30 protein-coding genes are annotated in these 20,162 nt (G+C 61.8%); 17 read left to right on the top strand and 13 right to left on the bottom strand.

Translation table 11 applies throughout. The features are described 5' to 3' along the window. The first annotated feature begins 91 nt into the window (after positions 1–91). The 3 genes from I6F20_RS34215 to I6F20_RS34205 all read left to right on the top strand — a co-directional run bounded on the left by I6F20_RS34215 (position 92) and on the right by I6F20_RS34205 (position 1,439). Entirely contained in the window at positions 92–505 is a 414-nt protein-coding gene (locus I6F20_RS34215; RefSeq protein WP_225130323.1) for a hypothetical protein, read from the top strand. 15 nt (positions 506–520) lie between these two features. Further along, positions 521–1,180 carry an SOS response-associated peptidase gene (locus tag I6F20_RS34210; protein WP_225130321.1) on the top strand — a complete coding sequence of 220 codons (660 nt, stop codon included), beginning with the start codon at positions 521–523 and terminating at the stop codon, positions 1,178–1,180. Positions 1,181–1,262: 82 nt separating this feature from the next. Further along, on the top strand, positions 1,263–1,439 hold the full coding sequence (locus I6F20_RS34205; protein WP_225130319.1) for a hypothetical protein: 177 nt from the start codon (positions 1,263–1,265) through the stop codon (positions 1,437–1,439). Here the strand turns inward: I6F20_RS34205 and I6F20_RS34200 are convergent. Continuing rightward, complete coding sequence (locus tag I6F20_RS34200) at positions 1,417–1,590, bottom strand: hypothetical protein (RefSeq protein WP_225130317.1); 174 nt, start codon at positions 1,588–1,590, stop codon at positions 1,417–1,419. The two genes, I6F20_RS34205 and I6F20_RS34200, sit on opposite strands and share 23 nt — an antisense overlap. A gap of 329 nt (positions 1,591–1,919) precedes the next feature. On the opposite strand from I6F20_RS34200, the gene I6F20_RS34195 reads away from it, so the two are divergent. Further along, positions 1,920–2,120, top strand: coding sequence for a hypothetical protein (locus I6F20_RS34195; RefSeq protein WP_036007627.1), 201 nt, complete (start codon positions 1,920–1,922; stop codon positions 2,118–2,120). Next, a complete protein-coding gene (locus tag I6F20_RS34190) occupies positions 2,117–2,341 on the top strand; it encodes a hypothetical protein (protein WP_036043971.1) in 225 nt (74 codons plus the stop codon). The genes I6F20_RS34195 and I6F20_RS34190 overlap by 4 nt, the downstream gene beginning before the upstream one ends. On the opposite strand, the gene I6F20_RS34185 is transcribed toward I6F20_RS34190, so the two are convergent. The 5 genes from I6F20_RS34185 to I6F20_RS34165 form a co-directional block, all read right to left on the bottom strand. Next, positions 2,335–2,604, bottom strand: a complete 270-nt coding sequence (locus tag I6F20_RS34185; protein ID WP_036043973.1) for a DUF6894 family protein — start codon at positions 2,602–2,604, stop codon at positions 2,335–2,337. The two genes, I6F20_RS34190 and I6F20_RS34185, sit on opposite strands and share 7 nt — an antisense overlap. Positions 2,605–2,730: 126 nt before the next feature. Beyond that, positions 2,731–2,979 (bottom strand): hypothetical protein, encoded by a 249-nt coding sequence (locus tag I6F20_RS34180; protein WP_225111967.1) that lies wholly within the window; start codon positions 2,977–2,979, stop codon positions 2,731–2,733. 274 nt (positions 2,980–3,253) lie between these two features. Beyond that, positions 3,254–3,445 (bottom strand): CsbD family protein, encoded by a 192-nt coding sequence (locus I6F20_RS34175; RefSeq protein WP_036043977.1) that lies wholly within the window; start codon positions 3,443–3,445, stop codon positions 3,254–3,256. A 332-nt stretch (positions 3,446–3,777) separates the two neighbouring features. Next, complete coding sequence (locus I6F20_RS34170; RefSeq protein WP_109142990.1) at positions 3,778–3,969, bottom strand: Myb-like DNA-binding domain-containing protein; 192 nt, start codon at positions 3,967–3,969, stop codon at positions 3,778–3,780. A gap of 185 nt (positions 3,970–4,154) precedes the next feature. Beyond that, positions 4,155–4,382 (bottom strand): hypothetical protein, encoded by a 228-nt coding sequence (locus I6F20_RS34165; protein WP_225130315.1) that lies wholly within the window; start codon positions 4,380–4,382, stop codon positions 4,155–4,157. Between the two features lie 130 nt (positions 4,383–4,512). Here I6F20_RS34165 and I6F20_RS34160 point away from each other — a divergent pair, with 130 nt between their 5' ends. The 6 genes from I6F20_RS34160 to I6F20_RS34135 all read left to right on the top strand — a co-directional run bounded on the left by I6F20_RS34160 (position 4,513) and on the right by I6F20_RS34135 (position 9,065). Beyond that, positions 4,513–4,710, top strand: a complete 198-nt coding sequence (locus tag I6F20_RS34160; protein WP_225130313.1) for a hypothetical protein — start codon at positions 4,513–4,515, stop codon at positions 4,708–4,710. Positions 4,711–4,867: 157 nt separating this feature from the next. Beyond that, a complete protein-coding gene (locus I6F20_RS34155; protein WP_109145701.1) occupies positions 4,868–5,188 on the top strand; it encodes a hypothetical protein in 321 nt (106 codons plus the stop codon). Positions 5,189–5,238: 50 nt separating this feature from the next. Then, a complete protein-coding gene (locus I6F20_RS34150; protein ID WP_036007643.1) occupies positions 5,239–5,865 on the top strand; it encodes a general stress protein in 627 nt (208 codons plus the stop codon). Between the two features lie 222 nt (positions 5,866–6,087). Beyond that, complete coding sequence (locus tag I6F20_RS34145; protein ID WP_036007759.1) at positions 6,088–6,273, top strand: hypothetical protein; 186 nt, start codon at positions 6,088–6,090, stop codon at positions 6,271–6,273. Positions 6,274–6,424: 151 nt separating this feature from the next. After that, positions 6,425–7,711 (top strand): NRAMP family divalent metal transporter, encoded by a 1,287-nt coding sequence (locus I6F20_RS34140; protein WP_225130312.1) that lies wholly within the window; start codon positions 6,425–6,427, stop codon positions 7,709–7,711. 139 nt (positions 7,712–7,850) lie between these two features. Further along, positions 7,851–9,065 carry a mandelate racemase/muconate lactonizing enzyme family protein gene (locus I6F20_RS34135; protein WP_225130310.1) on the top strand — a complete coding sequence of 405 codons (1,215 nt, stop codon included), beginning with the start codon at positions 7,851–7,853 and terminating at the stop codon, positions 9,063–9,065. Between the two features lie 94 nt (positions 9,066–9,159). Here the strand turns inward: I6F20_RS34135 and I6F20_RS34130 are convergent, their stop codons facing one another. Both I6F20_RS34130 and I6F20_RS34125 read right to left on the bottom strand, forming a co-directional pair. Beyond that, positions 9,160–9,438, bottom strand: a complete 279-nt coding sequence (locus I6F20_RS34130) for a hypothetical protein (protein WP_036007648.1) — start codon at positions 9,436–9,438, stop codon at positions 9,160–9,162. A 294-nt stretch (positions 9,439–9,732) separates the two neighbouring features. Further along, positions 9,733–9,942 carry a hypothetical protein gene (locus I6F20_RS34125; RefSeq protein WP_036007651.1) on the bottom strand — a complete coding sequence of 70 codons (210 nt, stop codon included), beginning with the start codon at positions 9,940–9,942 and terminating at the stop codon, positions 9,733–9,735. Positions 9,943–10,275: 333 nt separating this feature from the next. Here I6F20_RS34125 and I6F20_RS34120 point away from each other — a divergent pair, with 333 nt between their 5' ends. Further along, entirely contained in the window at positions 10,276–10,692 is a 417-nt protein-coding gene (locus tag I6F20_RS34120; protein ID WP_036007763.1) for a hypothetical protein, read from the top strand. Positions 10,693–10,764: 72 nt separating this feature from the next. Here I6F20_RS34120 and rocF read toward each other — a convergent pair whose 3' ends face one another. Next, positions 10,765–11,742, bottom strand: a complete 978-nt coding sequence (gene rocF, locus I6F20_RS34115; protein ID WP_225130308.1) for an arginase — start codon at positions 11,740–11,742, stop codon at positions 10,765–10,767. 261 nt (positions 11,743–12,003) lie between these two features. Here rocF and I6F20_RS34110 point away from each other — a divergent pair, with 261 nt between their 5' ends. The 3 genes from I6F20_RS34110 (at position 12,004) to I6F20_RS34105 (ending at position 13,707) form a co-directional block, all read left to right on the top strand. Beyond that, complete coding sequence (locus I6F20_RS34110; RefSeq protein WP_225130306.1) at positions 12,004–12,264, top strand: hypothetical protein; 261 nt, start codon at positions 12,004–12,006, stop codon at positions 12,262–12,264. Between the two features lie 326 nt (positions 12,265–12,590). Continuing rightward, positions 12,591–12,725 carry a hypothetical protein gene (locus I6F20_RS38080; RefSeq protein WP_275945419.1) on the top strand — a complete coding sequence of 45 codons (135 nt, stop codon included), beginning with the start codon at positions 12,591–12,593 and terminating at the stop codon, positions 12,723–12,725. Positions 12,726–13,491: 766 nt separating this feature from the next. After that, positions 13,492–13,707, top strand: coding sequence for a hypothetical protein (locus I6F20_RS34105; RefSeq protein WP_036028847.1), 216 nt, complete (start codon positions 13,492–13,494; stop codon positions 13,705–13,707). A 594-nt stretch (positions 13,708–14,301) separates the two neighbouring features. Here I6F20_RS34105 and I6F20_RS34100 read toward each other — a convergent pair. Further along, the gene (locus I6F20_RS34100; protein ID WP_225130304.1) at positions 14,302–14,490 is read right to left on the bottom strand and encodes a hypothetical protein; all 189 of its coding nucleotides are present in this window, start codon (positions 14,488–14,490) and stop codon (positions 14,302–14,304) included. Positions 14,491–14,676: 186 nt separating this feature from the next. Here I6F20_RS34100 and I6F20_RS34095 point away from each other — a divergent pair, with 186 nt between their 5' ends. After that, entirely contained in the window at positions 14,677–15,510 is an 834-nt protein-coding gene (locus I6F20_RS34095; protein WP_050992072.1) for a metal-dependent hydrolase, read from the top strand. Between the two features lie 5 nt (positions 15,511–15,515). Here the strand turns inward: I6F20_RS34095 and I6F20_RS34090 are convergent, their stop codons facing one another. From I6F20_RS34090 to I6F20_RS34080, 3 genes are all read right to left on the bottom strand, one after another. Further along, positions 15,516–17,453: an adenylate/guanylate cyclase domain-containing protein gene (locus tag I6F20_RS34090; RefSeq protein ID WP_036007663.1), complete on the bottom strand. Its 1,938-nt coding sequence runs from the start codon at positions 17,451–17,453 to the stop codon at positions 15,516–15,518. 438 nt (positions 17,454–17,891) lie between these two features. Next, entirely contained in the window at positions 17,892–18,128 is a 237-nt protein-coding gene (locus I6F20_RS34085) for a hypothetical protein (protein WP_225130303.1), read from the bottom strand. Positions 18,129–18,681: 553 nt separating this feature from the next. Beyond that, positions 18,682–18,963, bottom strand: a complete 282-nt coding sequence (locus tag I6F20_RS34080; protein WP_225130301.1) for a hypothetical protein — start codon at positions 18,961–18,963, stop codon at positions 18,682–18,684. A gap of 475 nt (positions 18,964–19,438) precedes the next feature. Between I6F20_RS34080 and I6F20_RS34075 the strand changes: the two genes are divergently transcribed. Next, complete coding sequence (locus tag I6F20_RS34075; RefSeq protein WP_346277105.1) at positions 19,439–19,672, top strand: hypothetical protein; 234 nt, start codon at positions 19,439–19,441, stop codon at positions 19,670–19,672. Positions 19,673–20,162 lie beyond the last annotated feature (490 nt).

Below are 20,162 nucleotides of genomic sequence, written 5' to 3'. Positions count from 1 at the left end.
CAGCCACGAGAGGCAGTAGCTCGCCGGCTCCGTCGCCTACTAGGAATCGATAATTTGCCAAACCCTGTTGGCTCATGCCTTTGATACCCGGATGTCCACAAAGTCGCGCCAATATCTCTTCGGCACTCAGATCAAGATGGCGGCCGAGCGCGCCAGAGAGGCGCGCAAGGAAGCTGACAAGCTGGCCTGTGTGGCGTGGAACAGCCGGATGCTCGGTTACAAGGGACCGGCGCAGCCCTCGCCGACCATCGGCGATGCGATCAATGGAGGATACCCCTACCTCGAGGTCCGCTGTCATGGCTGCGATACCAATCAGACCATAGCACTCGAGATCATTCGGCGACCAAAGACGACTCCGATCCACGAACTTGAACGCTACATGCGCTGCAAGGATTGTTCGCAGATGCGAGGGCACCCCTACAAGCGCAGCGAGCTTGTGGCGCTGCGGCCAACAAAGATTTCAGCCAGCCAACCGCCTACGACCTGGTGGCCGGGCGAGCGATAAGAGACAATCCCACTCATGTGCAATCTATATTCGATTACGACCAATCAGGTGGCCATCGCCGACCTCTTCCGCATCGTCCGTCGCTACGAAGGCAACTTGCCGCCGATGCCCGGCGTCTTTCCGGATTACCCCGCCCCCGTCATTCGCGACGCGGGCGGCGAGCGCGAGCTGGTGATGATGCGCTGGGGCATGCCGCCGCCGCCCCGCACTGGCGGGCCGCCCGTCACGAACATCCGCAACACCTCGTCACCCCATTGGCGAGCCTGGCTCAAGCCCGAGCACCGCTGCCTCGTGCCGGCGAATAGCTTTGCCGAGTACGCGCCGGAGCCGAATCCGGAAACCAAGAAAAAGGACGTCGTTTGGTTTGCGCTCGCGGAGGCGCGACCTCTGTACGCGTTCGCCGGCATCTGGACCACGTTCAACGGTGATCGCGGGACGAAGTCTAAACCCATTCCGGGACCGCATCAGGTCTATGGGTTTCTTACGACTAACCCGAACGCAGTGGTTGAACCGATCCATCCCAAGGCCATGCCGGCGATCCTGACGACCGCTGAGGAGTGGGACGTGTGGCTCCGGGCACCTTGGGACGAAGCGAGTGCGTTGCAGCGGCCGCTCGGAGACGACGCCCTGAAGATCGTCGCGCGAGGGACCGAGAAGGAAGACGTGATCGCTTAAAACAGGTTCGAGCGCCCCCACCAGGAACAAACGGCAACCCATCGCGTTCCCTCGCATGCACGGATCAACGGACGATCCCCTGTTGGCGCGCGCCGATGCCGCCCTCCGCGAAGCCGAGCGGCTTCGCCTCGCCTTGCTCCGCGAGCGCTCCATTGCGCAAGCCATCTGCGACAACGCCGCGCAAACCCGCACCCTGCAGGCCGGCCTCTCGCCGACCATCGCGATTGCGCTGACGGTCAACGCTCCTCGTTCGGCGTAGCGTCGCCCTCGCCCTGGAAAGGCTCGTGCGTCCTGCGTCCCAGAAACGTATCGGGTGGCGATTGCTTCAACAGCTCGCGGCATTCGCGCACGATCTGGCGCATGTATTCGGTCTGCTCGTGGTCGGCTGGCAACGGCCGATAGACGGTCATCGCGGTGCTCCCTTACTTTGCAGGCGGGAGCGCGCTCGGTCTCTCAGCCACCGACGCCTACGGACAAAGCCTTGGCCGGTGATGCAACATCAACTAACAGAGGTCGCTTCTGTTCAATATTGAACTTTAGGACTCGCGCGGCGCAAATTGAGTAAGCCGCTCAACACGCTCAAGCTTCTCGCGAAAATTAATCCGCGCACCATATCAAATGATGTGACTCCGCTGTGCCGGAGGCGTAAGGTAAATTCATCACCGCAAGGCCCGTGGCATCGATCGGTGATGAGAACGCCAGTTGCGCTCCCGCCCTACTCTCATGAGGGAGCACGCCCATGCAGAAGCGGCGTCGTTTCAAACAGACCACCACGTTGCGCGAGAGACTCGCGGACGAAGCGGAGCGCTGCCGCGAGGAAGCGCGCAAATTGGCCCCTGGCCCCCGCCGCGACATGCTGCTGCGCCAGGCGCGCCGCGACGAAACCGCCATGCAGATCGATTCCTGGCTGCGCTCGCCCGGCCTGAGGGCGCCGACATGATGCAATATCGCGCTTATCTCATCGGCGAGAACGGCGTCTTCCGCTCCGCCGAAGCGTTCGAAGCCCCGTCCGATTCCTCCGCGGTCGATTTTGCGAAGCGGTTCACACGGCTCGGCAAGGTCGAGGTCTGGCAGCTCGGCCGAAAGATCGCGGTGCTGGACTCCGAGCAGCTTTGCCCGCCCCTGCCCGAGCCGTCCCGCCCGACGCTGACGCGTCAATGACCGCGTGACTGCGGGCGCGACCTGAGATCTTCGATCTGGAAATTGAACTTCACCTGCATGACCGGGCCGCTCGCATCGCGCACCTCGATCGCCATTTCCTGCCGGTCGCCGGTGGGCGGCGCGCCGAGCATCGCATCGCGCGCAAGGTCGGCGACGGACTTGGCGGCCTCGGCCTGAACCGCACGCGCACTGGACAATTCCAGTCCCTCCTCGTCCAGCGCAATTCCCTTGTCGTCGCGAAGGTCAAAGTAATATCGCGTCATGACCGTAATCCTCTTGCCCCCTATAGCGCAGAGGGCAAGCGAAGGTTGCAAAGAACCGCAAAAAATCACTTTGGAAATCAGCAGGTTCCGGGAACACCGGGCGGCACGCGATCGGGCCGCGCCGGCTCACTCCTCCGCGAGCTTGTGCTCGATATAGGCGTCCACCGTCTCGGCGAACGAGCGCTGCACGCCGACCGCGGCATCGTGCTGGTCGAGCGCGTCGCGTTGGAGCACGCGCAGACCCCGCCCGCGCATGCTTAACGGTGCGGTGTTCAGGTACTGGTCGATGGCGCCCTTGGCAAGCGGGATGGCCTTGGGATCTCCCCTGGCGATCAGAAGCCGGAGCAGGCTCTGGCATTCGGCCAAACCGGGCATGGCGTCACTCACCTCTGCTGCGATTTCGGCTTCGGCCGCTGCGCCGGCTGGGTATGCGTTCCAAACAGCGCCAGCAGCAGCGCGACTTCTTCCTTCGAACCGATCTGGATCATGATTGTCTCTCCGTTTCGCTTTGTTGGTCGGCCCCGGCCGGCGCCGAGTTCAGGACGATCTGGTTTCAGCACTGTTTCAGGCGTGTTTCGTCATCGCCCTGGGCTTGGCGGAAAAGGAAAAGCCGCCCTGAGGCGGCCAGTTTGAGACTTTCCTTTTTTGGCTATTTCTTGAGGGCGTCAGAGGCGTCCCGCGCTGCGTCCTTCACATCTCCAGCGACGTTGTGGGCGGATCCCTTGGCCTTATCCATCTTGCCTTCGGCTTCGAGGTCCTTGTCCCCGGTAAGCTTGCCAGCCCCCTCCTTGATCGCACCTTTTGCCTTGTCAGCGGCGCCCTTCACATGTTCACGGTCCATGATCGTTATCCTCCTTGTCTAGAAGACGAGCACAACGAAAACGCTGCGCTGTCGTTCCTGCGAGACGCGCACCACACGAAGAACGTTCGATTGCGATGTCCATGAGCTGTTTACGCAGCTTGTACTTGTTGCTCGCCGCGGGTGTGCAAAAGTGGGCAGACAGGGCCGTTGAGGTTTGGTTTAGCTCCTGCATTGGACTTGTAATTCTTACTTGCGATCGGCCCGGACGCTCACACGCCGGGTTTTTCGCTTGATGTCCCAATCCGCCTTGAGCGTGAAGCAGACATCGACCCGCTGACCGAGTGTCGACGAGTCCACGCCCCCAGCACGCGCTATTTGCCGCGCCTCTGCATGACGCCGCGCAGCGCGATGCGGTGCTGCCAGGCCCGCACCCGCACGGCGGCTTCGCTCCGGTTGAGCTCTGCGGCAATTTCGTCGGGGCGGCGTCCGGCTTCGGCCAGCGCTTTCAGCCGCTCATGCTCGTCCGCCGTCCACCGCTTCAGCAAGGGATAGCGTGATTGCATGGTCGGAGTTGGCTCACCCGTCATTCAAGTGCGACGACAATCGACCGGGACGGACCAAGTTCCTATCTGGCCGCGCGTGGCGGACCGACACTAATGAACTTTGCAAAAATAAAGCCCGCGGCGGATCGCTCCGCGCGGGCTTTGTTTCGAGCGCAGGCTCGGGTGAGACTTTCGCTCTCAGTGCATCAGTTCGAGGTGCAGACCTTGACGGTCTTCATGCCGGCCTCGGCTTCAGACCTGGTCTTGTACACGGTGTCGCCGCTGACGACGGTCGTTTCCGTGGTCGTCGGCTTCGACTCGGTGATGGTGCACTTCTTGGTCTTGACGTCCTGCACCACGTAGAACGTTTGCGCAAACGCGGGAGCCGCAACCGACGTCAGCACGGCCGCGGCAATGATCGCCTTGATGTTCATCGTGTCCTCCTCCAGCAGCCCGGTCCTCCAGGCGTGTGTTCTACAAACCCGACAAATTGCCACTTGTTCCCGGCCATCGCCCCCGAACCAACTCCGGGGGATTGCGTTAGCACGCAAACAGGAGGCTTCGATGCTGGACGTGCGGCTGATGACAACTTCCCTGGCGCTGCTGGTTGCACCGATGAGCGTGGCGCTGGCTGAGCCCGTCAAGGAACAGGCCGCACCTGTGGTTCAGGGCGCCACCGAAGCCCGCCCCATCCGCGTGATCCTTCCGGCGCCGTGGGAGCCCACCAAGGGCCAAGCCGAGTCTGTGCAATCTTCAAAGTAGCAGGTGGCGGACGCATGTCCGGCCGCGGCGGCAACTCGCTCGTCGTCGTTACCAAGAGCCGCGACCGAAGAGCCGCAGCAAACTCATCCAAACCAATAGCAACCAATCCGACTCTCACTTGTTGTCGCCCGCACAATCACTTGCAGGAGACAACAACATGAAACGTATGACAGTGCTGGCCGCAACCTTGGTGCTGCTCGGTTCGGTGCCCGCGGGCGCCCAATCGCAGCCGGCGCAAAGCGGGCCGGGCAACAACGCCGTGAACAGCTCCGACCAGAACAACTCCAACGCGCCGGTCGCGGGCCGCAACAGCTTCACCGAGGGACAGGCGAAATCGCGGATCGAGGGCGCGGGCTATTCCAACGTCTCCGGCCTCCAGAAGGACGACAACGGCGTCTGGCGCGGCAAGGCCGACAAGGCCGGCACCAAGACCGACGTCAGCGTCGACTTCCAGGGCAACGTCAACCCCGCCAAGTAATTTCCGCCAAGTAATTCGCGCAAGTCATCCGCGAGCAAGGAGATCCAGACATGACGACGACCATCTCTCGCCTGTACGACAATTACGCCGATGCCGAGCGGGCCGTGACCCGGCTCGAAAGCGCCGGCGTGCCGCATTCCGACATCAGCCTCGTCGCCAACAATTCGGACAATTGGTACGGCTCACGCTCCGGCAAGGTCGATCGTGACCGCGACGGCACCGATGATCGCGCCGAAGGCGCCGGCACCGGTGCCGGCATCGGCGCTGGGCTCGGCGGCGCCGCCGGCCTGCTCGCAGGCCTTGGCCTCCTTGCCATCCCGGGCCTTGGTCCGGTGGTCGCGGCCGGATGGCTCGCCTCGACCGCGGCCGGCGCGGCTGCCGGCGCGGCCACCGGCGGAATCATCGGCGCCCTGACCGAGGCCGGCGTCTCCAGGGAAGACGCATCGCGTTATGCCGAGGGCGTCCGCCGCGGCGGCACGCTGGTGTCCGCGAGGGTGCCAGATCAGGACCGCGCGCGCCTCGATGCGCTTCTGCACGAGCGATCGGTCAACCTTCAGGAGCGCAGCGCCGCATGGCAGAAGTCCGGCTGGACCGACTTCGACGCCGCAAGCCCGCCATTGTCGCCGGAGGATGTCGTCCGCGAGCGCGAATTGTACGGAATGGGCTCACGGCGATAGACCGGCAGAGCTCCGACACGACAAAGGCCCCGCGGTGCGGGGCCTTTTTGATGTCGACGACCGGTCATCACGCCGGCACGGTCGATTGTGCCATCTTGCCGGTGTTTTGCCCGACGGGTCAAACTTTATCTCAAATGCCGCAAAGCGGATTGGCCGAAGTGAAATCTCTTCGCCTCATGCTGGGACATGTCGCCTGGACGGGGCAAGCCGGAGAGACCTTCGATGTATTACGTCGCCGCTGCATTGCTGGTGCTGTCGGGACTGTTCTATTCCGCGAGCCGTCATGAGCTCGGCCAATTCGGCGCGGACGTGTGCAGGTATGGCGGCACGTTCTGCGACAACCCGGTGGTTCTCTTCACCGGCGCGGCGCTGGCCGCGGCCTGGGGCATGTTCGTCAGCATCAGGTAGGCCGATGATGGCAATATAGCCCTGTTTTGCCCGACGGAGCAAACTCGACTTAGCCTTTTCGGAAATCAGCCGCCCGCTTCGGCAGCGGGAACTTATGGCAGTCGATTCGCATTTGCTAAAGACGACGTCCCGCACCCGTTCGAGCCCGTTGATGAGCGACAGCGCCCTCACCCCGACGAAATCCGCGCCGACGCTGTTGCAACGGCTGGGGCCCGGCCTCATCACCGGAGCTGCCGACGACGACCCGTCGGGCATCGCCACCTATTCGCAGGCCGGCGCCCAATTCGGCTTCGGTCTGTTGTGGACCGTGTTTCTGACCACGCCGTTCATGATCGCGATCCAGCTCGTCAGCGCGCAGATCGGCCGCGTCACCGGCAAGGGGCTCGCCGCCAACGTCATGCGCGTCGCGCCGCGCTGGGCGGTGCTGGCGCTGGTCTCCATGCTGGTCGCCGCGAACACGTTCAACATCGCCGCCGACATCGCCGCGATGGCCGAGGCGCTCTCGCTCGTCATCGGCGGCCTCAACCACGAGCACGCGCTGATCTTCGCGGCCGGCTCGACCCTGCTGCAGGTGTTCGTGCCCTATCGCCGCTATTCGCCGGTGCTGAAATTCCTCACGCTGGCGCTGTTCGCCTATGTCGCGACCGCCTTCACGGTGCAGATTCCCTGGAGCACAGCGCTGCTCGCCGCGGTCTGGCCGAAGCCGAATGTCAGCGCCGATTATCTCCTGATGGTGGTCGCCGTGCTCGGCACCACCATCAGCCCCTATCTGTTCTTCTGGCAGGCCTCGCAGGAGGTCGAGGAGATGAACCAGGGCGAGCGCGACAAGCCGCTTCGCCAGCTCAAGCGCGGCGGCGATCACGAGCTCGACCGCATCAAGACGGACACCATCTCCGGCATGCTGCTCTCGAACGGCATCGCCTTCTTCATCATCCTGACCACCGCATCGGTTCTGCACGCCAACGGCGTCACCAATATCGGCTCGGCGACGGAAGCGGCAGAAGCGCTGCGGCCGCTGGCCGGCGATTTCACCTTCGCCCTGTTCGCGACCGGCATCATCGGCACGGGCCTGCTCGCCATTCCCGTGCTGGCGGGCTCGGCGGCCTATGGCGTTGCCGAGATCTTCGGCTGGCGCGCCACGCTGGAGGCCAAGCCGGACGAGGCGGCCGGCTTCTACACCATCATCGCCGCGGCAACCCTCATCGGCTTCGGCCTCGGCTTCACCGGCATCGACTCGATCAACATGCTGGTGTGGAGCGCGGTGCTCAACGGCATCGTCGCCGTCCCCATCATGGCGATGATGATGCTGATCGTCTCGAACCGCACCATCATGGGCCGCTTCAGGGCTCGCTCCTGGCTGATCGCGCTGGGCTGGCTCGGCACCGCAGTCATGGCGCTCGCCGTTCTCGCTTTGCTCGGCTCGTCGGTGATCGGCTGACGCAAGGCCTGCTTCGGACGCGCTGCCGCGCCGCATCTCTGCATCTTCCCGCCGCCCCGCGCTTGGCTTAACAATGCGGTCCGGGCCCGGCTCAAGATCGGGCTATAAGAAAAGCCCGGCCGGGCGAGTAGGGAGCGACATGACCAAATCTTCAAAAGCAACGAGCCTCGAGATCCTCGCCTGCGATGCCGGCTGGAGAAACTATCATTTCGTCAAGCTGACGACCGAGGACGGCATCGTCGGCTGGAGCGAATTCGACGAAGGCTTTGGCTCGCCCGGCGTCGGTGCGGCGATCCAGCGCCTCTCGGCGCGTGTCGTCGGGCAGAACGTCTTCCAGCACGAGCGCATCTTTGCCGAATTGTTCGCGGCGACGCGTCCTGCGGCCGGCGGCGTGGTGGCGCAAGCGCTCGGGGCGATCGAGAATGCGCTGCTCGATGCCAAGGCGAAATCGCTCGGCGTCCCCTGCTATGAGCTGCTCGGCGGCAAGATCCGCGACCGCGTCAGGGTCTACTGGTCGCATTGCGCCACGTGGCGCATCAACCACCCGTCCTGGTACAAGCCGGCGATCGAAACTCTCGACGGCGTCAAGGCGATGGGGCGCGAGGTGCGCGAGAAGAAGTTCACCGCGCTCAAGACCAACATCTTTTCCTATGACGAGGGCAAGCCGACCGGCTGGCGTCCCGGATTCGGCTCGCCCTTCGCGCCCGAGATCAACGTCGACCGCAAGATCCTGCGCGACCTGCATATGCATCTGGAAGCGATCCGCGACGGCGCGGGCCCCGACGTCGACATCCTGCTCGACTGCAACTTCAACGCCAAGACCGAAGGCTACTTGAAGATCCTGCGCACCATCGCCGACCTCGACATGTTCTGGGTCGAGATCGACAGCTTCAATCCGGAAGCGCTCGCCTACATACGCAAGCAAAGCCCGCACCCGATCTCGTCATGCGAGACGCTGCTCTCCTTGCGTGAATTCCTGCCCTACTTCCACGCGCAGGCCATGGATGTCGCGATCATCGACACGCCCTGGAACGGCGTCTGGCAGTCGATGAAGATCGCCGCGGCGGCCGAAGCCTTCGAGGTCAACGTCGCCCCGCACAATTTCTACGGCCATCTCTGCTCGATGATGAACGCGCATTTCTGCGCCGCGGTGCCGAACCTGCGCATCATGGAGATCGACATCGATCGTCTGTCCTGGGATCGCGAGCTGTTCACGCACGAGCCGGAGATCGAGAACGGCCATCTCATCATCCCGAACCGGCCCGGCTGGGGCACCGAGCCGAACGAGGACGCCTTGCGGGCTCATCCGCCGAAGACGAGTGGCGGGCTCCTCAACTACGGCCGCAAGAGCTGAGAGGCTAAAGCATGATCCGGAAAAGTGTCTAGCGGTTTTCCGAAAAGATCATGCTCAAACGATAACCTAAAGCGCGATGACGATTCATCGCGCTTTACGGCGTCACGGGATTGACGGTTGGAGACGTCTTCGGCCGCTGCGGCTCGATCGGCGATTTCGGATCGGTCGGGAGCACCAAGGCGCCAGCGGCCCGTGCCGCTTCACCCGTGGTCGCGTACATCGCGACGTGGGCCGGCTGTGTCTTGGCCCGGCTCCACGGGCCGTGGTCGACGATCAGCATGGCCGCAATCGTCACGCCCGCCACGATCAACGCCATCACGCCGGGGTGACGCAGGGCTCTGGACATGGAGTACGCGAAGCGACCGTTTGCCATCGAAGGGTCCGAAATTTTCCTATCGCAGGTTAATTCGGTCGAGCCCCCTCCGGTTCCCCTACTGTTGCGGCTCGTAGCGTTGGGCGATGCCGCGCCGGTCGTGGCCTCGCGCGAGGCGACGGGGTTGCTGGGTGGAGTTCCGGCTCGGGCACTCGGGGCGCAAGCTCTATCCCTCGCACACGACGCGCAAAACCGTCACGATGGTCGCCGAGATGAGACATGAAATCGCAAGCAGGGTCCAACTCGGCCTCGTGCTCGTGCGGGCCACGCGGACAACGAGCATCTTCATGCACGTCAACATTCATCCCTGGGAAGGCGGTGCAGATAGGCTATTCCGAAAGAGGCGAGCTCTTCGGTATCGCTTGGGTGCTCTTCCCACCTCCTCTGCAGATGGCGTTCCAGCAGACAGCGCCTTGTGTCGTGCGCGGCGACCTCGGGGTGCCGCGCCCGGTACACCGTCCAGGCGGTGTCCGCGGCGTTCTTCAAGACCATGTCGTCGTCCATGCCTGCTCTCCGGAAATCCGAACCTCGTGGCGTCCCAACTTAAGGACACGCTCCAAAGTTTCCGGTTTTTCCCGGTGTTCGACCATTTAATGATTCAGGGGCGATTTGATCGGATTCTTTCTCGGCGCGCCGCGCGCCGCTCGGGGCAGTCCCGAACCTCTTGGAGGCATTTGGTCGAACTGATGGGAACTGCAGGCGTCGCAGTCCAGGCCCGAATTCTCGGTGACGCCGTCCCGACGCCGAGCACCCATTGGCTCTCGCCACCGGCCAGCAGCAACCATTGCTTATTCTTCCCGTTATTCCCTAGGGCAATGTGATGTGAGAGGTATGTTGATGAAGAAGATTGCAATGTCAGCCCTGATGGCCGGCGCTCTGGGCCTGAGCTCGATCGCAGCAACGTCTCCCGCCGAAGCCCATTGGCGAGGTTGGGGACCTGGCATCGCCGGCGGCCTGGTCGCAGGCGCCGTCATCGGTGGCCTTGCCTCCTCCGCCTACGGCTGGGGACCCGGCTATGGCTACTATGGCGGTCCCCGCTATTATAGTGCCGGTTACTACGGCGGCCCCTACGCCTACGACTACGGATACGACGAACCCTATCGATGGGGCGGTGGCTACACCACGACTTACTACACGGCGCCTGTATCCTACGGCTATCGCTATCGCCGCGTCGTGCGCCCCGCCTACGCCTATTACGGCGGGTCCTATCCGGTCGTTCGGCACCACTGGCATCGGCACCACCGCCATTGGTGAGAGCAGCCGATCAGGCGCCACGAGAGCCGCGCTCGACATGGGCGCGGCCTTTCGCTTGCAGGCCAGCGGCCATCACTCGCCTGGTGCGATGGCATTGCTCGGCGTCGGCCGGTCGGTGATCTGCTGACCGAACAGGCTGCCGATCAATTCGACCGCCGTGCGCGCGGTCCGACCGCGTTCGTCCAGGAACGGATTGAGCTCGACGATGTCGACCGATCCGACGACGCCGGAATCGTGCAGCAGCTCCATGATCAGATGCGCCTCGCGATAGGTGGCGCCACCCGGCACGGTGGTGCCGACGCCCGGCGCCACGGAAGGATCGAGAAAATCGACGTCGAAGCTGACATGCAGCACGCCATTGCTCGCCTTGACCCGTTCGATGACGCGGCGGATCAGGACGGCGACACCGAACTCGTCGATCTGGCGCATGTCGACGATCCTGATCCGGCGCGTGCGCATCAGCTCTTTCTCGAGCTTGTCGATCGAACGCGCACCGAACAGATCGAGCTTGTCCGGGCCGATCGGGGCGCGTGGATCGTCGCCGAGCAGGCCGTCGAGCCCGGGCTCGCCGCACAGGAACGCGGCTGACATGCCGTGCATGTTCGCGGTGATCGTCGTCTCCGGCGTGTTGTAGTCGGCATGGGCGTCGAGCCAGAGCACGAACAGTTCGCGGCCGCGCTCCTGCCAATGCCGCGCCATGGCATTGACCGACCCCATCGACAACGTGTGATCGCCGCCGAGAAAGATCGGCAGCGCACCTGATGTCGCGATCTCGTAGCCTCTGCGGCTCAGAACGCGCGTCCAGCGCTGGATCTCGCGGTAATGATTGGCCTGTTCGGGCGGCCTGTCGGTGAGGTCCCGGACGTCGGCTATGGACAGATCGCCATAATCGACGACCTCGAAATCAAGGCTTTCCAGCAATGTCGCAAGGCCGGCGGTGCGCAGCGCCGCGGGCCCCATCAAGGTGCCGCGCTGCGAAGCCCCCATGTCGATGGGAGCGCCGAGCAAGGCGATGTGCCGGGCTCGATCCGTCATGGTCCGGTCGGTCACGGCTGTCTCCTGACGTCAGCAAGGTTCACCCAGCCTAACAGAGATTCGCGCCCGTCGTTTCCCGGGGAGCGCGCAAGCCGCCGGCATATCATCCGGAACAAAATCCCCTGCGCTGAATTGCTCATCCAAGGCCGGCACCCGCCGTCAATCACGGCGCCTGTCGCGGATAGCCAAAGGTCACCAGACCCGCTGTTCAAAACGAGCGCTCGCGCGGATAGCCAAAGGTGCCGGCTTCGATCATCACGCCAGGAGGTCGCGTCCTTGAGCACGGAGATACCGGAATCCTCGTCCCAGCCCGGCATGGCCGAGCGTGCCATCGATACGGCCGCGGACGTCTCCCGCACCATTGGTGAAGTCGCCGGAGGCCTGCACGCAGCGGTCGATCGCCTCACCTCCGCAGTCGAGGAATCGCGCAAGCCCGGCGGGGCACTCGCGACGGTTTCCGCGATCACGCGCGAAGCACCGCTTGCCAGCCTGTTCGTCGCCTTTCTGTTTGGCGTCGCGGTGGCGCGCCGGCGGTAGCTGTTCTGCGACCGCCCCCTCGGTGAGACCGTCCCGTCAGGACTGGCTCGCGCTGCGGTCCGGCCTCGGAGCCGATCTACGTCAGAGCCAAGCGGAGTGCTACTTTTACCAACGAAAGGTCAGCGCCACAGAGTGTGGCGCCAGCATTCGCCTTATACGGTCGAGAACGGCTAATCTAGCTGATGCTTCACGAAAGCGGCACTTACGTGAAGCTGCTCGCCCCCGACGAAAATCTCCTCGCTTTATAATAGGAACGTCTCCGTTCCGGATGCTTTCCGGAAAGCAACGAGCCGGAGCTCCGCCAACAGTGCCGTGCTGCTGTTCACTTGCAGGGCAAGCCCGACGGATCGGCCCGCTATGCCGAGCACGTCAATTGCTACGCCCGCAATGGCGCGGAATATCCCAGCCTTGCCGCCCTGCTCCGCGCGATCGAGGCCGAACACGCTTACAACGAGACGTGATATGTAGGTGGTCCTCAGAACAGTCCCTACGCTCTTCTTCACTGGCTCAGATCAGACCCACGATCATCAAGACTCTGATCTCAATCATGAGGAGCGTAGCCGTTGCCGCGGAGATGAGAAACAAATCACCTAATGACAGGTGCATGATTTGCCTCACAATTTGCCCTAGAAGCGGCCCTTACATCCTTGGAACGGGGCGACAGGGCGGGATGATGGGGCCGCTTCTAGGAGGTCCTTGACGCGTTCATCCGGCGCCAAGCGGCCCTCATTCTAATCCAAATTTAAATATCGTCCAACATTTAATTCATTTAAAATGGCGTATTATATTAAATTTAATTGCGCCAGGACTTGAACGATGCAGTCCGCTGGGGAATTAGTTTCTTCACGGCGAGCTATCTATCTGCCCGAGCATGCGAGGGACACAAGCTGTGGCTGGCGACAGCCGGCAAGCAAGCCTCCTCGGGGCCTGACTGGATCCAAGACGATGACCGAATGCTGGCATGCGTGACAACGAGCGCGTGCGGCTGCTCTCTCTCGCAATGGCACCGAGGGACCAAGCGGTACCTGGATCGATGAGGCGGCTCTGAAGAATCGCCAGACAAGGAACCAGCCCGGCGCCAGCGCAGTGCTCTGCGGGCACAAGCAGCTTTAATCTGCCCGGCGCATGAGATTGGCTTCGGCGAAAAGCGGTGGCGAGCGGGAACGTTGAGACGGAGCTGAGATTGATCGAAAAAGAAGAGATTGGCGGCGCCAGCTGAGCACACTGATGGACAAGACCTTCGTCTATGATGCGTTGAGGCAGGTCGAGCGCGATGTAGTTGAAGGAGAACGACGCCTTGCAGAGCAAGAGAGAGCGATCCTTCAGTTGAAGCGGGAAGGAAAGGATACCGCTACCGCTGAAATAGAGTTGGACACATTGCGCAGAGCCCAGCGTGTTCTTGATCAGGACCGACAACGCCTCCTTTCGCTGTTACAGCCTTGAACGGGTGACGGCATTCGACGCCTCTGTGCGTTAGAGCATGATCCGGAAAAGTGCGTAGCGGTTTTCCGATAAGATCATACTCAAACAATAACCTAAAGCGCGATGACGATTCATCCTAATCGCATCGCGCTTTGGTGCATCGTGAAAATCGCTGCGGAGCCAAAGCTGACGCGAACTAATGTCCCTCAACGCTGTTGTCTGCGACCGCCCCCTAGTGAGACCATCCTCCGTCAGGACTGGCTCGCGCTGCGGTTCGGTCCCGGAGCCGAGTACCGAAGGCACTATTCGTCGCATTGCCGCGGTGGCACCTGCCAACGGTAGACTTCACCTTGAAGGGTCGAATGCTGAGCGCGGCTCGCGCAAGCGTCCGCCGATTGCGTTCGCGATGTCGCCGTGCTTTAGGCAGCAGCACGGCCCCTTGAGCAACTTGCCAACGGGAACAGCCTAACGTCTGCCGTGGGGTCATAAGCGCGCTTCACGCGCGAGCCGCCCCTTTCCTTGGCACGAATAGCCAGCGCAGGCAGATGCCGCGCAGTCGTTTGAGGGTGCGTTCTGTCAGAAAGCCGGAAAGCCGGGACGGGTCTGCTGGTGGATTCAGTCTTTTTGTTTCTCGCCTGCGCTTCTTCCATCAGAGCTTTTCGAGCGCTCTTCGAAACGATCAGCGCCCTTAGCTAGATCCTGCCCCATCTTGCTCTCGGTTTTTTCTTCCTCCTTGGAAGCTGCTTCGCGCAAGCCTTCAGCGGCCCGTTTCCCCGCTTTTGATGATTTTCGTTCGTCGTCCATTTTTGGCTCCCTCCTCATCAAGATGCTTACCAGCTGCTGGTCCTCAGCTGAGATGGACAACGTTCCAATTAGATCGTCTGAACATGGTTCCAAGTTCCGCGGGGCTCTCAGTCGGATCGCGTGCGACTCCGTCGAATACCGTGATAGAGTAATCACGAAAGCAGAAGCGGTTGTTCGGAGTTTCCAATGAAAGCCAAGTGGGCTCTCTTTGTGAGCTTCTTTCTCGTGATCGTCCCGGGCTATCCCGCAGCCCAACCGGTGGAAGTGCTTTGGCTTGGGCACGCAACGACCCGCATCACTAGTGTCGCCGGCAAAGTGATAGTGATTGATCCCTTCCTCACCAGAAACCCGAAGACGCCGCCTGAGTACCGGGACTTGAAGGCGATTGGAAAAGTGGACCTGATCCTAGTGACGCACGGCCACCAGGATCATATTTCCGATCTCCTCGATCTGGCACGTCTGACGGGCGCCAAGGTTCTTGCCAATTACGAATTCGGACGAAATCTTGTCGCGCTGGGTCTCCTTGAAGAGAACAACGTCATTGCCATGAATAGGGGCGGCATGGCCGAGCCGCTCGGCCGGGGCGTCAAGATCCATATGGTGCCGGCCGATCACAGCTCGTCGCTCGACTACAATATTCTCGGCATAAGGAACCCTGACCAGTCAGCATCCATCCGGCAAGGCGGAGGGGCCGGAGTTTCCGTTGGCTACGTGATTGAGATGGAGAACGGCTTCAAGGTCTACCACACGGGCGACACCAGCGCCTTTGGCGACATGGCGCTCATTCGGGAGCTCCACAACCCGGACCTCGCGCTGGTGTGCATCGGGGGCTTTTTCACCATGGGGCCTGACGAAGCCGCTTACGCGGTTCGGGAGCTGATCAAGCCGAAAGCGGTGATACCAATACACTACGGCACCTTTCCGGTGCTGAACCGAACCCCGGCCGAATTCAAGAAAGCTTTAGGATCTACTAGTGTCCAGGTCTTGGACGTCGCCCCAGGTCAGGTAATGAGATTTTGAGGCCGCTAATCGGGCACGTTGGCGAGTCTGAGGCCCGTCGCCATGCGTTCCCAATCCGCTGAATCCTTGAAGGGATACCAGAAAGCAGTTCCTCGAATAGAGAGTGGGTCTAGTCCCTGTCGATTCTTCTCGGCCAACGAAAAGATCCGTTCAGCGTCCGCTTTCCGGCCCAAATGGCCGTAGGCGGCGAGAAGTACACGATAAGCCCATCGGTCGTCTGAATTGAGAGCGATAGCCCGCTCCAAGCTTGCCGCTGCACTTTGAAATTGCTCCAACCCGAATTGGGCCAATCCGAGTTCATAAAAGTAAGAAGGTGGGGAGAATGGATTGAGCCGCATGCCATGGAGGACGAGCTCAAGAGCCTTGGCCGGCTGACCGGCTAAGCTCAACGCTCCAGCGAGCGCGACGTAGGCGTTCGCGTCGTTGGGATCCATGCTGATTGCTCGCTCTCCCTCTTTGATCGCCTTCTCGTGCATTCCTTGCTGAGACAGAATGGCCGAAGCGACCTGATGATTGAGGGAAATCGGAGACTGTTGTGCTTTTGTGATGTACTCTTCAGCCTTCAAGCGCGCATCGTGCACCGATCTTAGCCCGAACCTCTCTTCCTGCCATTGTCTCCTTGCAATCTGCCAGTATGTGGCCGCGAGCGCAGCAAAAGCACGAGAGTAATTCGGCTCGATTTCGATCGCTCGCTCGAAGTGGCCGATCGCCTCGCGCGCGGCCTTCGGATTCTGCTGAAGGTACCTGTTCCAACCCTTCAGGAATTCGTCGTAGGCCACCGGGTTTTCGGTGCGCTTGGTGGCGATTTGCCCCTGCTCCTTGGATGTCAACTGAACCGCCAATGTTCGCGTGATCTTGCCGGCGATTTCGTCTTGCAGCCCGAAAACATCTCCCATCGCGCCCTCGTAGCGATCTGCCCAGAGCTGCCCGCCGCTCGCCGCATCGACCAGTCGAACGTTGATGCGAATCCGGTCCGCGGCTCGGCGCACGCTGCCTTCCACCACGTAGCGGACCCCGAGATCCGCAGCGGCCTTTCGCACGTCCACGGCAGTGTTCTTGAAGGTAAAGGTGGAGTTGCGGGCGACGACGAAGAGCCCGGCCACTTTGGAAAGCTCGTTGATCACATCATCGGTAATCCCATCCGAGAAGTATTCTTGGGCTTTGTCGTCGCTGAGATTGGAGAACGGCAGCACGGCAACTGAGGGTTTGTCGGACCGCACCGGGGTGCTGTCGCCCGCGTTCTGCACCCCGCCTCGCTGCTGGGCCCCCATCCACCACACGGCTCCGCCCGCGCTCGCAAGCACCAGGGAAGCGACGGCGATCGCAGCAAGGGCAATGCTTCGCGCCCGCTGCGATGCGCCATCGTGCGCGGTCGGGTCGGCGAAGCCCGTCCGCGCCGAGCCCAGGCTCTCGCTCGAAACAGCGTAGGCCTGGACCGCTCGGTCGATGTTCTTGAGTTTTTTAAGACCCAGATTCTTGAAAGAGAATGGGAGCGCCTTGTGGACCTGCTCGTAGACGGCGCCCGAGATGCACACGCCCCCTGGCTCGGCGACTTCTTGGAGCCGCGCGCCGACATTGACCCCATCTCCAAGCAGATCTCGCCCGCGCGCTACGACATCCCCCACGTGAATACCGATCCGGAACTGGACACGCCGGTCTCGAGCGATCTCTCGTCCCATTTCTAGCAGTCGACCTTGGACCGCAACGCCGCATTGAACGGCATCGACCGCGCTCGGGAACTCCGCCAGGACGCTGTCACCCGCAGTGTTGGCAATCCGGCCCCCATGCTCCTCAATGAGAGTGTCCATGACCTCACGCGCGCTGGCGAGGCTTTTCAAGGTGCCAAGTTCGTCCAGGCCTACCAATCGCGAGTAGCCCGCGACGTCCGCCGCAAAAATCGCGGCAAGGTGCCGCTCAACCCGTTGTTCCTGCCGCAGCGGCATCCATCGTCAGCCTTTGGGGTGCCTGGCAATTCTGCAGCTTGAGATGCAAGGTTTCAAGGCACAGCGGGGTACGAAGCGAGGCTTTGGTACGTGAGGGTCGGCTGTCCGGCGAGTCGACGCCCAGCGGACGCCACCGCTGACACTCGGACCGGCTTGAATCAGGACTGATGTACTCCGTCCGGACCCCAGTCGCTGACGTCCGACCGGTGATCCGTCGTCAGGCAGGAAAGCCTAGCCGGGTACGTTCGAGTAAGGCCGTGTTGGCTCCGGCAGCTCCTTGTCGTCTGCATTCATTCCATTGCGGCAGGTCGGCTTTGGGGCAAAGGCTGCCCTCGGCGGCTCCGGCGACGGTTTCCCCTCAGCCCTCGGAAGCGGACGCTGCGAGCCTAAGAGGCGAAGTCAGCGGTGGGCCAAAGGCGGACATAGAGCTGAGAGATATCAGATAAAGCCTTCGATGTATTCTCGCACCGCGTTTGTGTCGCCAGCGGCGGCAGCACAGATGCCGAAAGCATGGACTTCATGAGGCAATGCGCTGCTTGGGCCATCGAGGATATCCGTCATTATCGACGAAACCGCTTCACGCATACGACCGGCGCTCAGAAGCGCGAGCGCGGCTTCCTTGCTCCGTTTAAGACGTTCTTCTCGCGTTAACATTGAAGGCAGGTGTCGGATCATGACTTAAAACAGCCTGTTCTCCATCGGGTTGGCAGTCAATCCGTTGTGAGTGCCAAAAAGCGACGGAGCCTAGCGCCCTATGCTACCGCGCGGCGTCCGTTGAGGAAGGGTGAGCGGACCTCCGGCACATGCGGCGCAACTTCGCAGATGGGCCAACAGGCAACATTGCACGCTTAGGATGATATGAAAGAGGTCGCCAACTGAGGCGGTCTAACGGGAGAAGCTGATGCCAAATTGGATAGGACCACTCCTCGTCCTCATACTCCTTGTCGGGTTTATTAGCTTTGCGGTTCGGCAGGGCACAAAGACGTCACGAGATCGGACAGACAACGGTGGCAGCGATCTGCCGGGGATGGGCGGCGGCGGAAATGGAGCTTAAGCCGCTGCTAGAATGAAACTAGCCCACCGAGGGTCGAGTGCCGACTCTCGACGAGATGCTCATCGATTGTCCGTTATGGGTCAAAAGCGCCGGTTTGGATGGCGCCGTGACACTTCCCGTGTGCCCCGATCAGCAGACCATATCTGAGCCAAACCGAACTTCGCTATCTGGCCATCAGCGGACCATGTGGTCCTTCGGTATGAGCACAAGACCGAGCAACGGGTCGTCCTGCAGATAGCCGAGAATAATGCCCCGCCCCCCGCTGGCGCGGGGACAGCCTCGATGCAGAAGTATCTTCACGGTGTCTGTCTTGATTGATCCCTTGATCACACGATCAACGCGTGCGCTCAACAGCTCCCCTTGCAAACCTCGCGCGTCGCTGACCTGCGTGCGGTCATGGATGGTTGCTTCGATGATCTCGGATGCATCGATGTCGGTCGGGACCTGCTCGAACATGATGCTCCGTCCTACCAAGGTGGCGCAGGCGGTCGCGCCGGTGCACGTCATGCAATAGATCGCCAATGAGAGCGACCATGTACGCATATGGGCAGGCAGCTCGTTGAACATCGGATGACAATGCCGACTCTCGGGGAGGTCCGCAACGGGTCACAATGCGAAGAACTCAGGTTGAGCAACTCTGGTCCGCTCTGGCTCAACGAGCGGACTTCCGACCGCCAAGGCGCAACTTCGCAGAAGGGCCACAAGCGGACATTCAACGGGACGATGAAAGAGCACATGGCGGATTTTCGGTTGCCATGATCCGGCCCCGCGCTGGGGAGCACGGAGCGTACAGAACGCTGGCTTGAGGTTGAGGCAATTGGTCCAATCTTCTGATCCATCTTGAAACAAGATCAAGCCTCTCTAAGTCTCACGCCGGAGGGCTCCTCCGACCTCTTTTGGAAAGGATTGCTTGTAACCGTCGAGGACGACGATGATGACTCTGGAAGAAAAGCTCGCCCGCTTGCGCACCCACCGCAATAGCATTCACCGCTACCACCGGCTGCTCAAGACCCGCCTTTCCGATCTGGAGCGCGAGTACATCGAAAGCCGTCTCTCCGAGGAACGGGCGGCGCTGGTAAGCCTCGCGCGCACGCCGTTCCCCATTCCTTTTCAAATGCCGCCGCCAGAGCAGCAGCCGCAGACCTTCAAGCCTGAGGTGACCTGAGCTTGCCGTGGGCATCAGGAGGTCGCTCCCGTGCGACAGCGGCCCATCAACGGCGTCGAGCCGGAAAGAACCGAGGATGACATTACGCGTGAGCTGCTCGGTCCCAGGGGCGTTCCGGGCGGTCCCGATCCCGCCCGCATGGTCCCGCAGGTCGAGAAGAACACGCCAAAGCACATAAGGTGGAGAAACCCCGAGCTCCCGCGATGAACCGAGCGCCAGAAACCGGAACCTTGTTGATCTGGTCAAGGGCAGAGAGGCGGGAACGGGTAGTGGCAAATCACCGTTGCTCCGAATTGCGGGGCGCCTTTGATTGCGGTGCAATGATGCAAGACGCTCAGAAGTACATCAACATTGCCGCTCTAGTCGCGCTCGCTGGTTGGCTTGGTCTCTGTTTCAAGATGGGCTGGTACTGATGGGGCGGCTTACGCCCGGAGTAGACCACATCGGCCCCAGCCTGGAGGTTTTTCCGGATCGAAAAACGAGCTGGGAC

Source organism: Bradyrhizobium sp. IC3123, from assembly GCF_020193625.1.
Lineage (GTDB): Bacteria > Pseudomonadota > Alphaproteobacteria > Rhizobiales > Xanthobacteraceae > Bradyrhizobium > Bradyrhizobium yuanmingense.
This window is presented reverse-complemented; position numbering and strand designations above follow the sequence as displayed.

What these genes read in the sequence shown, in the direction of transcription:
- I6F20_RS34215 (WP_225130323.1), top strand. Translation starts at nt 92, where the DNA reads ATGTCCACAAAGTCGCGCCAATATCTCTTCGGCACTCAGATCAAGATG.
- I6F20_RS34210 (WP_225130321.1), top strand. Translation starts at nt 521, where the DNA reads ATGTGCAATCTATATTCGATTACGACCAATCAGGTGGCCATCGCCGAC.
- I6F20_RS34200 (WP_225130317.1), bottom strand. Translation starts at nt 1,590, where the DNA reads ATGACCGTCTATCGGCCGTTGCCAGCCGACCACGAGCAGACCGAATAC.
- I6F20_RS34195 (WP_036007627.1), top strand. Translation starts at nt 1,920, where the DNA reads ATGCAGAAGCGGCGTCGTTTCAAACAGACCACCACGTTGCGCGAGAGA.
- I6F20_RS34190 (WP_036043971.1), top strand. Translation starts at nt 2,117, where the DNA reads ATGATGCAATATCGCGCTTATCTCATCGGCGAGAACGGCGTCTTCCGC.
- I6F20_RS34185 (WP_036043973.1), bottom strand. Translation starts at nt 2,604, where the DNA reads ATGACGCGATATTACTTTGACCTTCGCGACGACAAGGGAATTGCGCTG.
- I6F20_RS34180 (WP_225111967.1), bottom strand. Translation starts at nt 2,979, where the DNA reads ATGCCCGGTTTGGCCGAATGCCAGAGCCTGCTCCGGCTTCTGATCGCC.
- I6F20_RS34175 (WP_036043977.1), bottom strand. Translation starts at nt 3,445, where the DNA reads ATGGACCGTGAACATGTGAAGGGCGCCGCTGACAAGGCAAAAGGTGCG.
- I6F20_RS34170 (WP_109142990.1), bottom strand. Translation starts at nt 3,969, where the DNA reads ATGCAATCACGCTATCCCTTGCTGAAGCGGTGGACGGCGGACGAGCAT.
- I6F20_RS34165 (WP_225130315.1), bottom strand. Translation starts at nt 4,382, where the DNA reads ATGAACATCAAGGCGATCATTGCCGCGGCCGTGCTGACGTCGGTTGCG.
- I6F20_RS34160 (WP_225130313.1), top strand. Translation starts at nt 4,513, where the DNA reads ATGCTGGACGTGCGGCTGATGACAACTTCCCTGGCGCTGCTGGTTGCA.
- I6F20_RS34155 (WP_109145701.1), top strand. Translation starts at nt 4,868, where the DNA reads ATGAAACGTATGACAGTGCTGGCCGCAACCTTGGTGCTGCTCGGTTCG.
- I6F20_RS34150 (WP_036007643.1), top strand. Translation starts at nt 5,239, where the DNA reads ATGACGACGACCATCTCTCGCCTGTACGACAATTACGCCGATGCCGAG.
- I6F20_RS34145 (WP_036007759.1), top strand. Translation starts at nt 6,088, where the DNA reads ATGTATTACGTCGCCGCTGCATTGCTGGTGCTGTCGGGACTGTTCTAT.
- I6F20_RS34140 (WP_225130312.1), top strand. Translation starts at nt 6,425, where the DNA reads ATGAGCGACAGCGCCCTCACCCCGACGAAATCCGCGCCGACGCTGTTG.
- I6F20_RS34135 (WP_225130310.1), top strand. Translation starts at nt 7,851, where the DNA reads ATGACCAAATCTTCAAAAGCAACGAGCCTCGAGATCCTCGCCTGCGAT.
- I6F20_RS34130 (WP_036007648.1), bottom strand. Translation starts at nt 9,438, where the DNA reads ATGGCAAACGGTCGCTTCGCGTACTCCATGTCCAGAGCCCTGCGTCAC.
- I6F20_RS34125 (WP_036007651.1), bottom strand. Translation starts at nt 9,942, where the DNA reads ATGGACGACGACATGGTCTTGAAGAACGCCGCGGACACCGCCTGGACG.
- I6F20_RS34120 (WP_036007763.1), top strand. Translation starts at nt 10,276, where the DNA reads ATGAAGAAGATTGCAATGTCAGCCCTGATGGCCGGCGCTCTGGGCCTG.
- I6F20_RS34105 (WP_036028847.1), top strand. Translation starts at nt 13,492, where the DNA reads ATGGACAAGACCTTCGTCTATGATGCGTTGAGGCAGGTCGAGCGCGAT.
- I6F20_RS34100 (WP_225130304.1), bottom strand. Translation starts at nt 14,490, where the DNA reads ATGGACGACGAACGAAAATCATCAAAAGCGGGGAAACGGGCCGCTGAA.
- I6F20_RS34095 (WP_050992072.1), top strand. Translation starts at nt 14,677, where the DNA reads ATGAAAGCCAAGTGGGCTCTCTTTGTGAGCTTCTTTCTCGTGATCGTC.
- I6F20_RS34090 (WP_036007663.1), bottom strand. Translation starts at nt 17,453, where the DNA reads ATGCCGCTGCGGCAGGAACAACGGGTTGAGCGGCACCTTGCCGCGATT.
- I6F20_RS34085 (WP_225130303.1), bottom strand. Translation starts at nt 18,128, where the DNA reads ATGATCCGACACCTGCCTTCAATGTTAACGCGAGAAGAACGTCTTAAA.
- I6F20_RS34080 (WP_225130301.1), bottom strand. Translation starts at nt 18,963, where the DNA reads ATGTTCGAGCAGGTCCCGACCGACATCGATGCATCCGAGATCATCGAA.
- I6F20_RS34075 (WP_346277105.1), top strand. Translation starts at nt 19,439, where the DNA reads ATGATGACTCTGGAAGAAAAGCTCGCCCGCTTGCGCACCCACCGCAAT.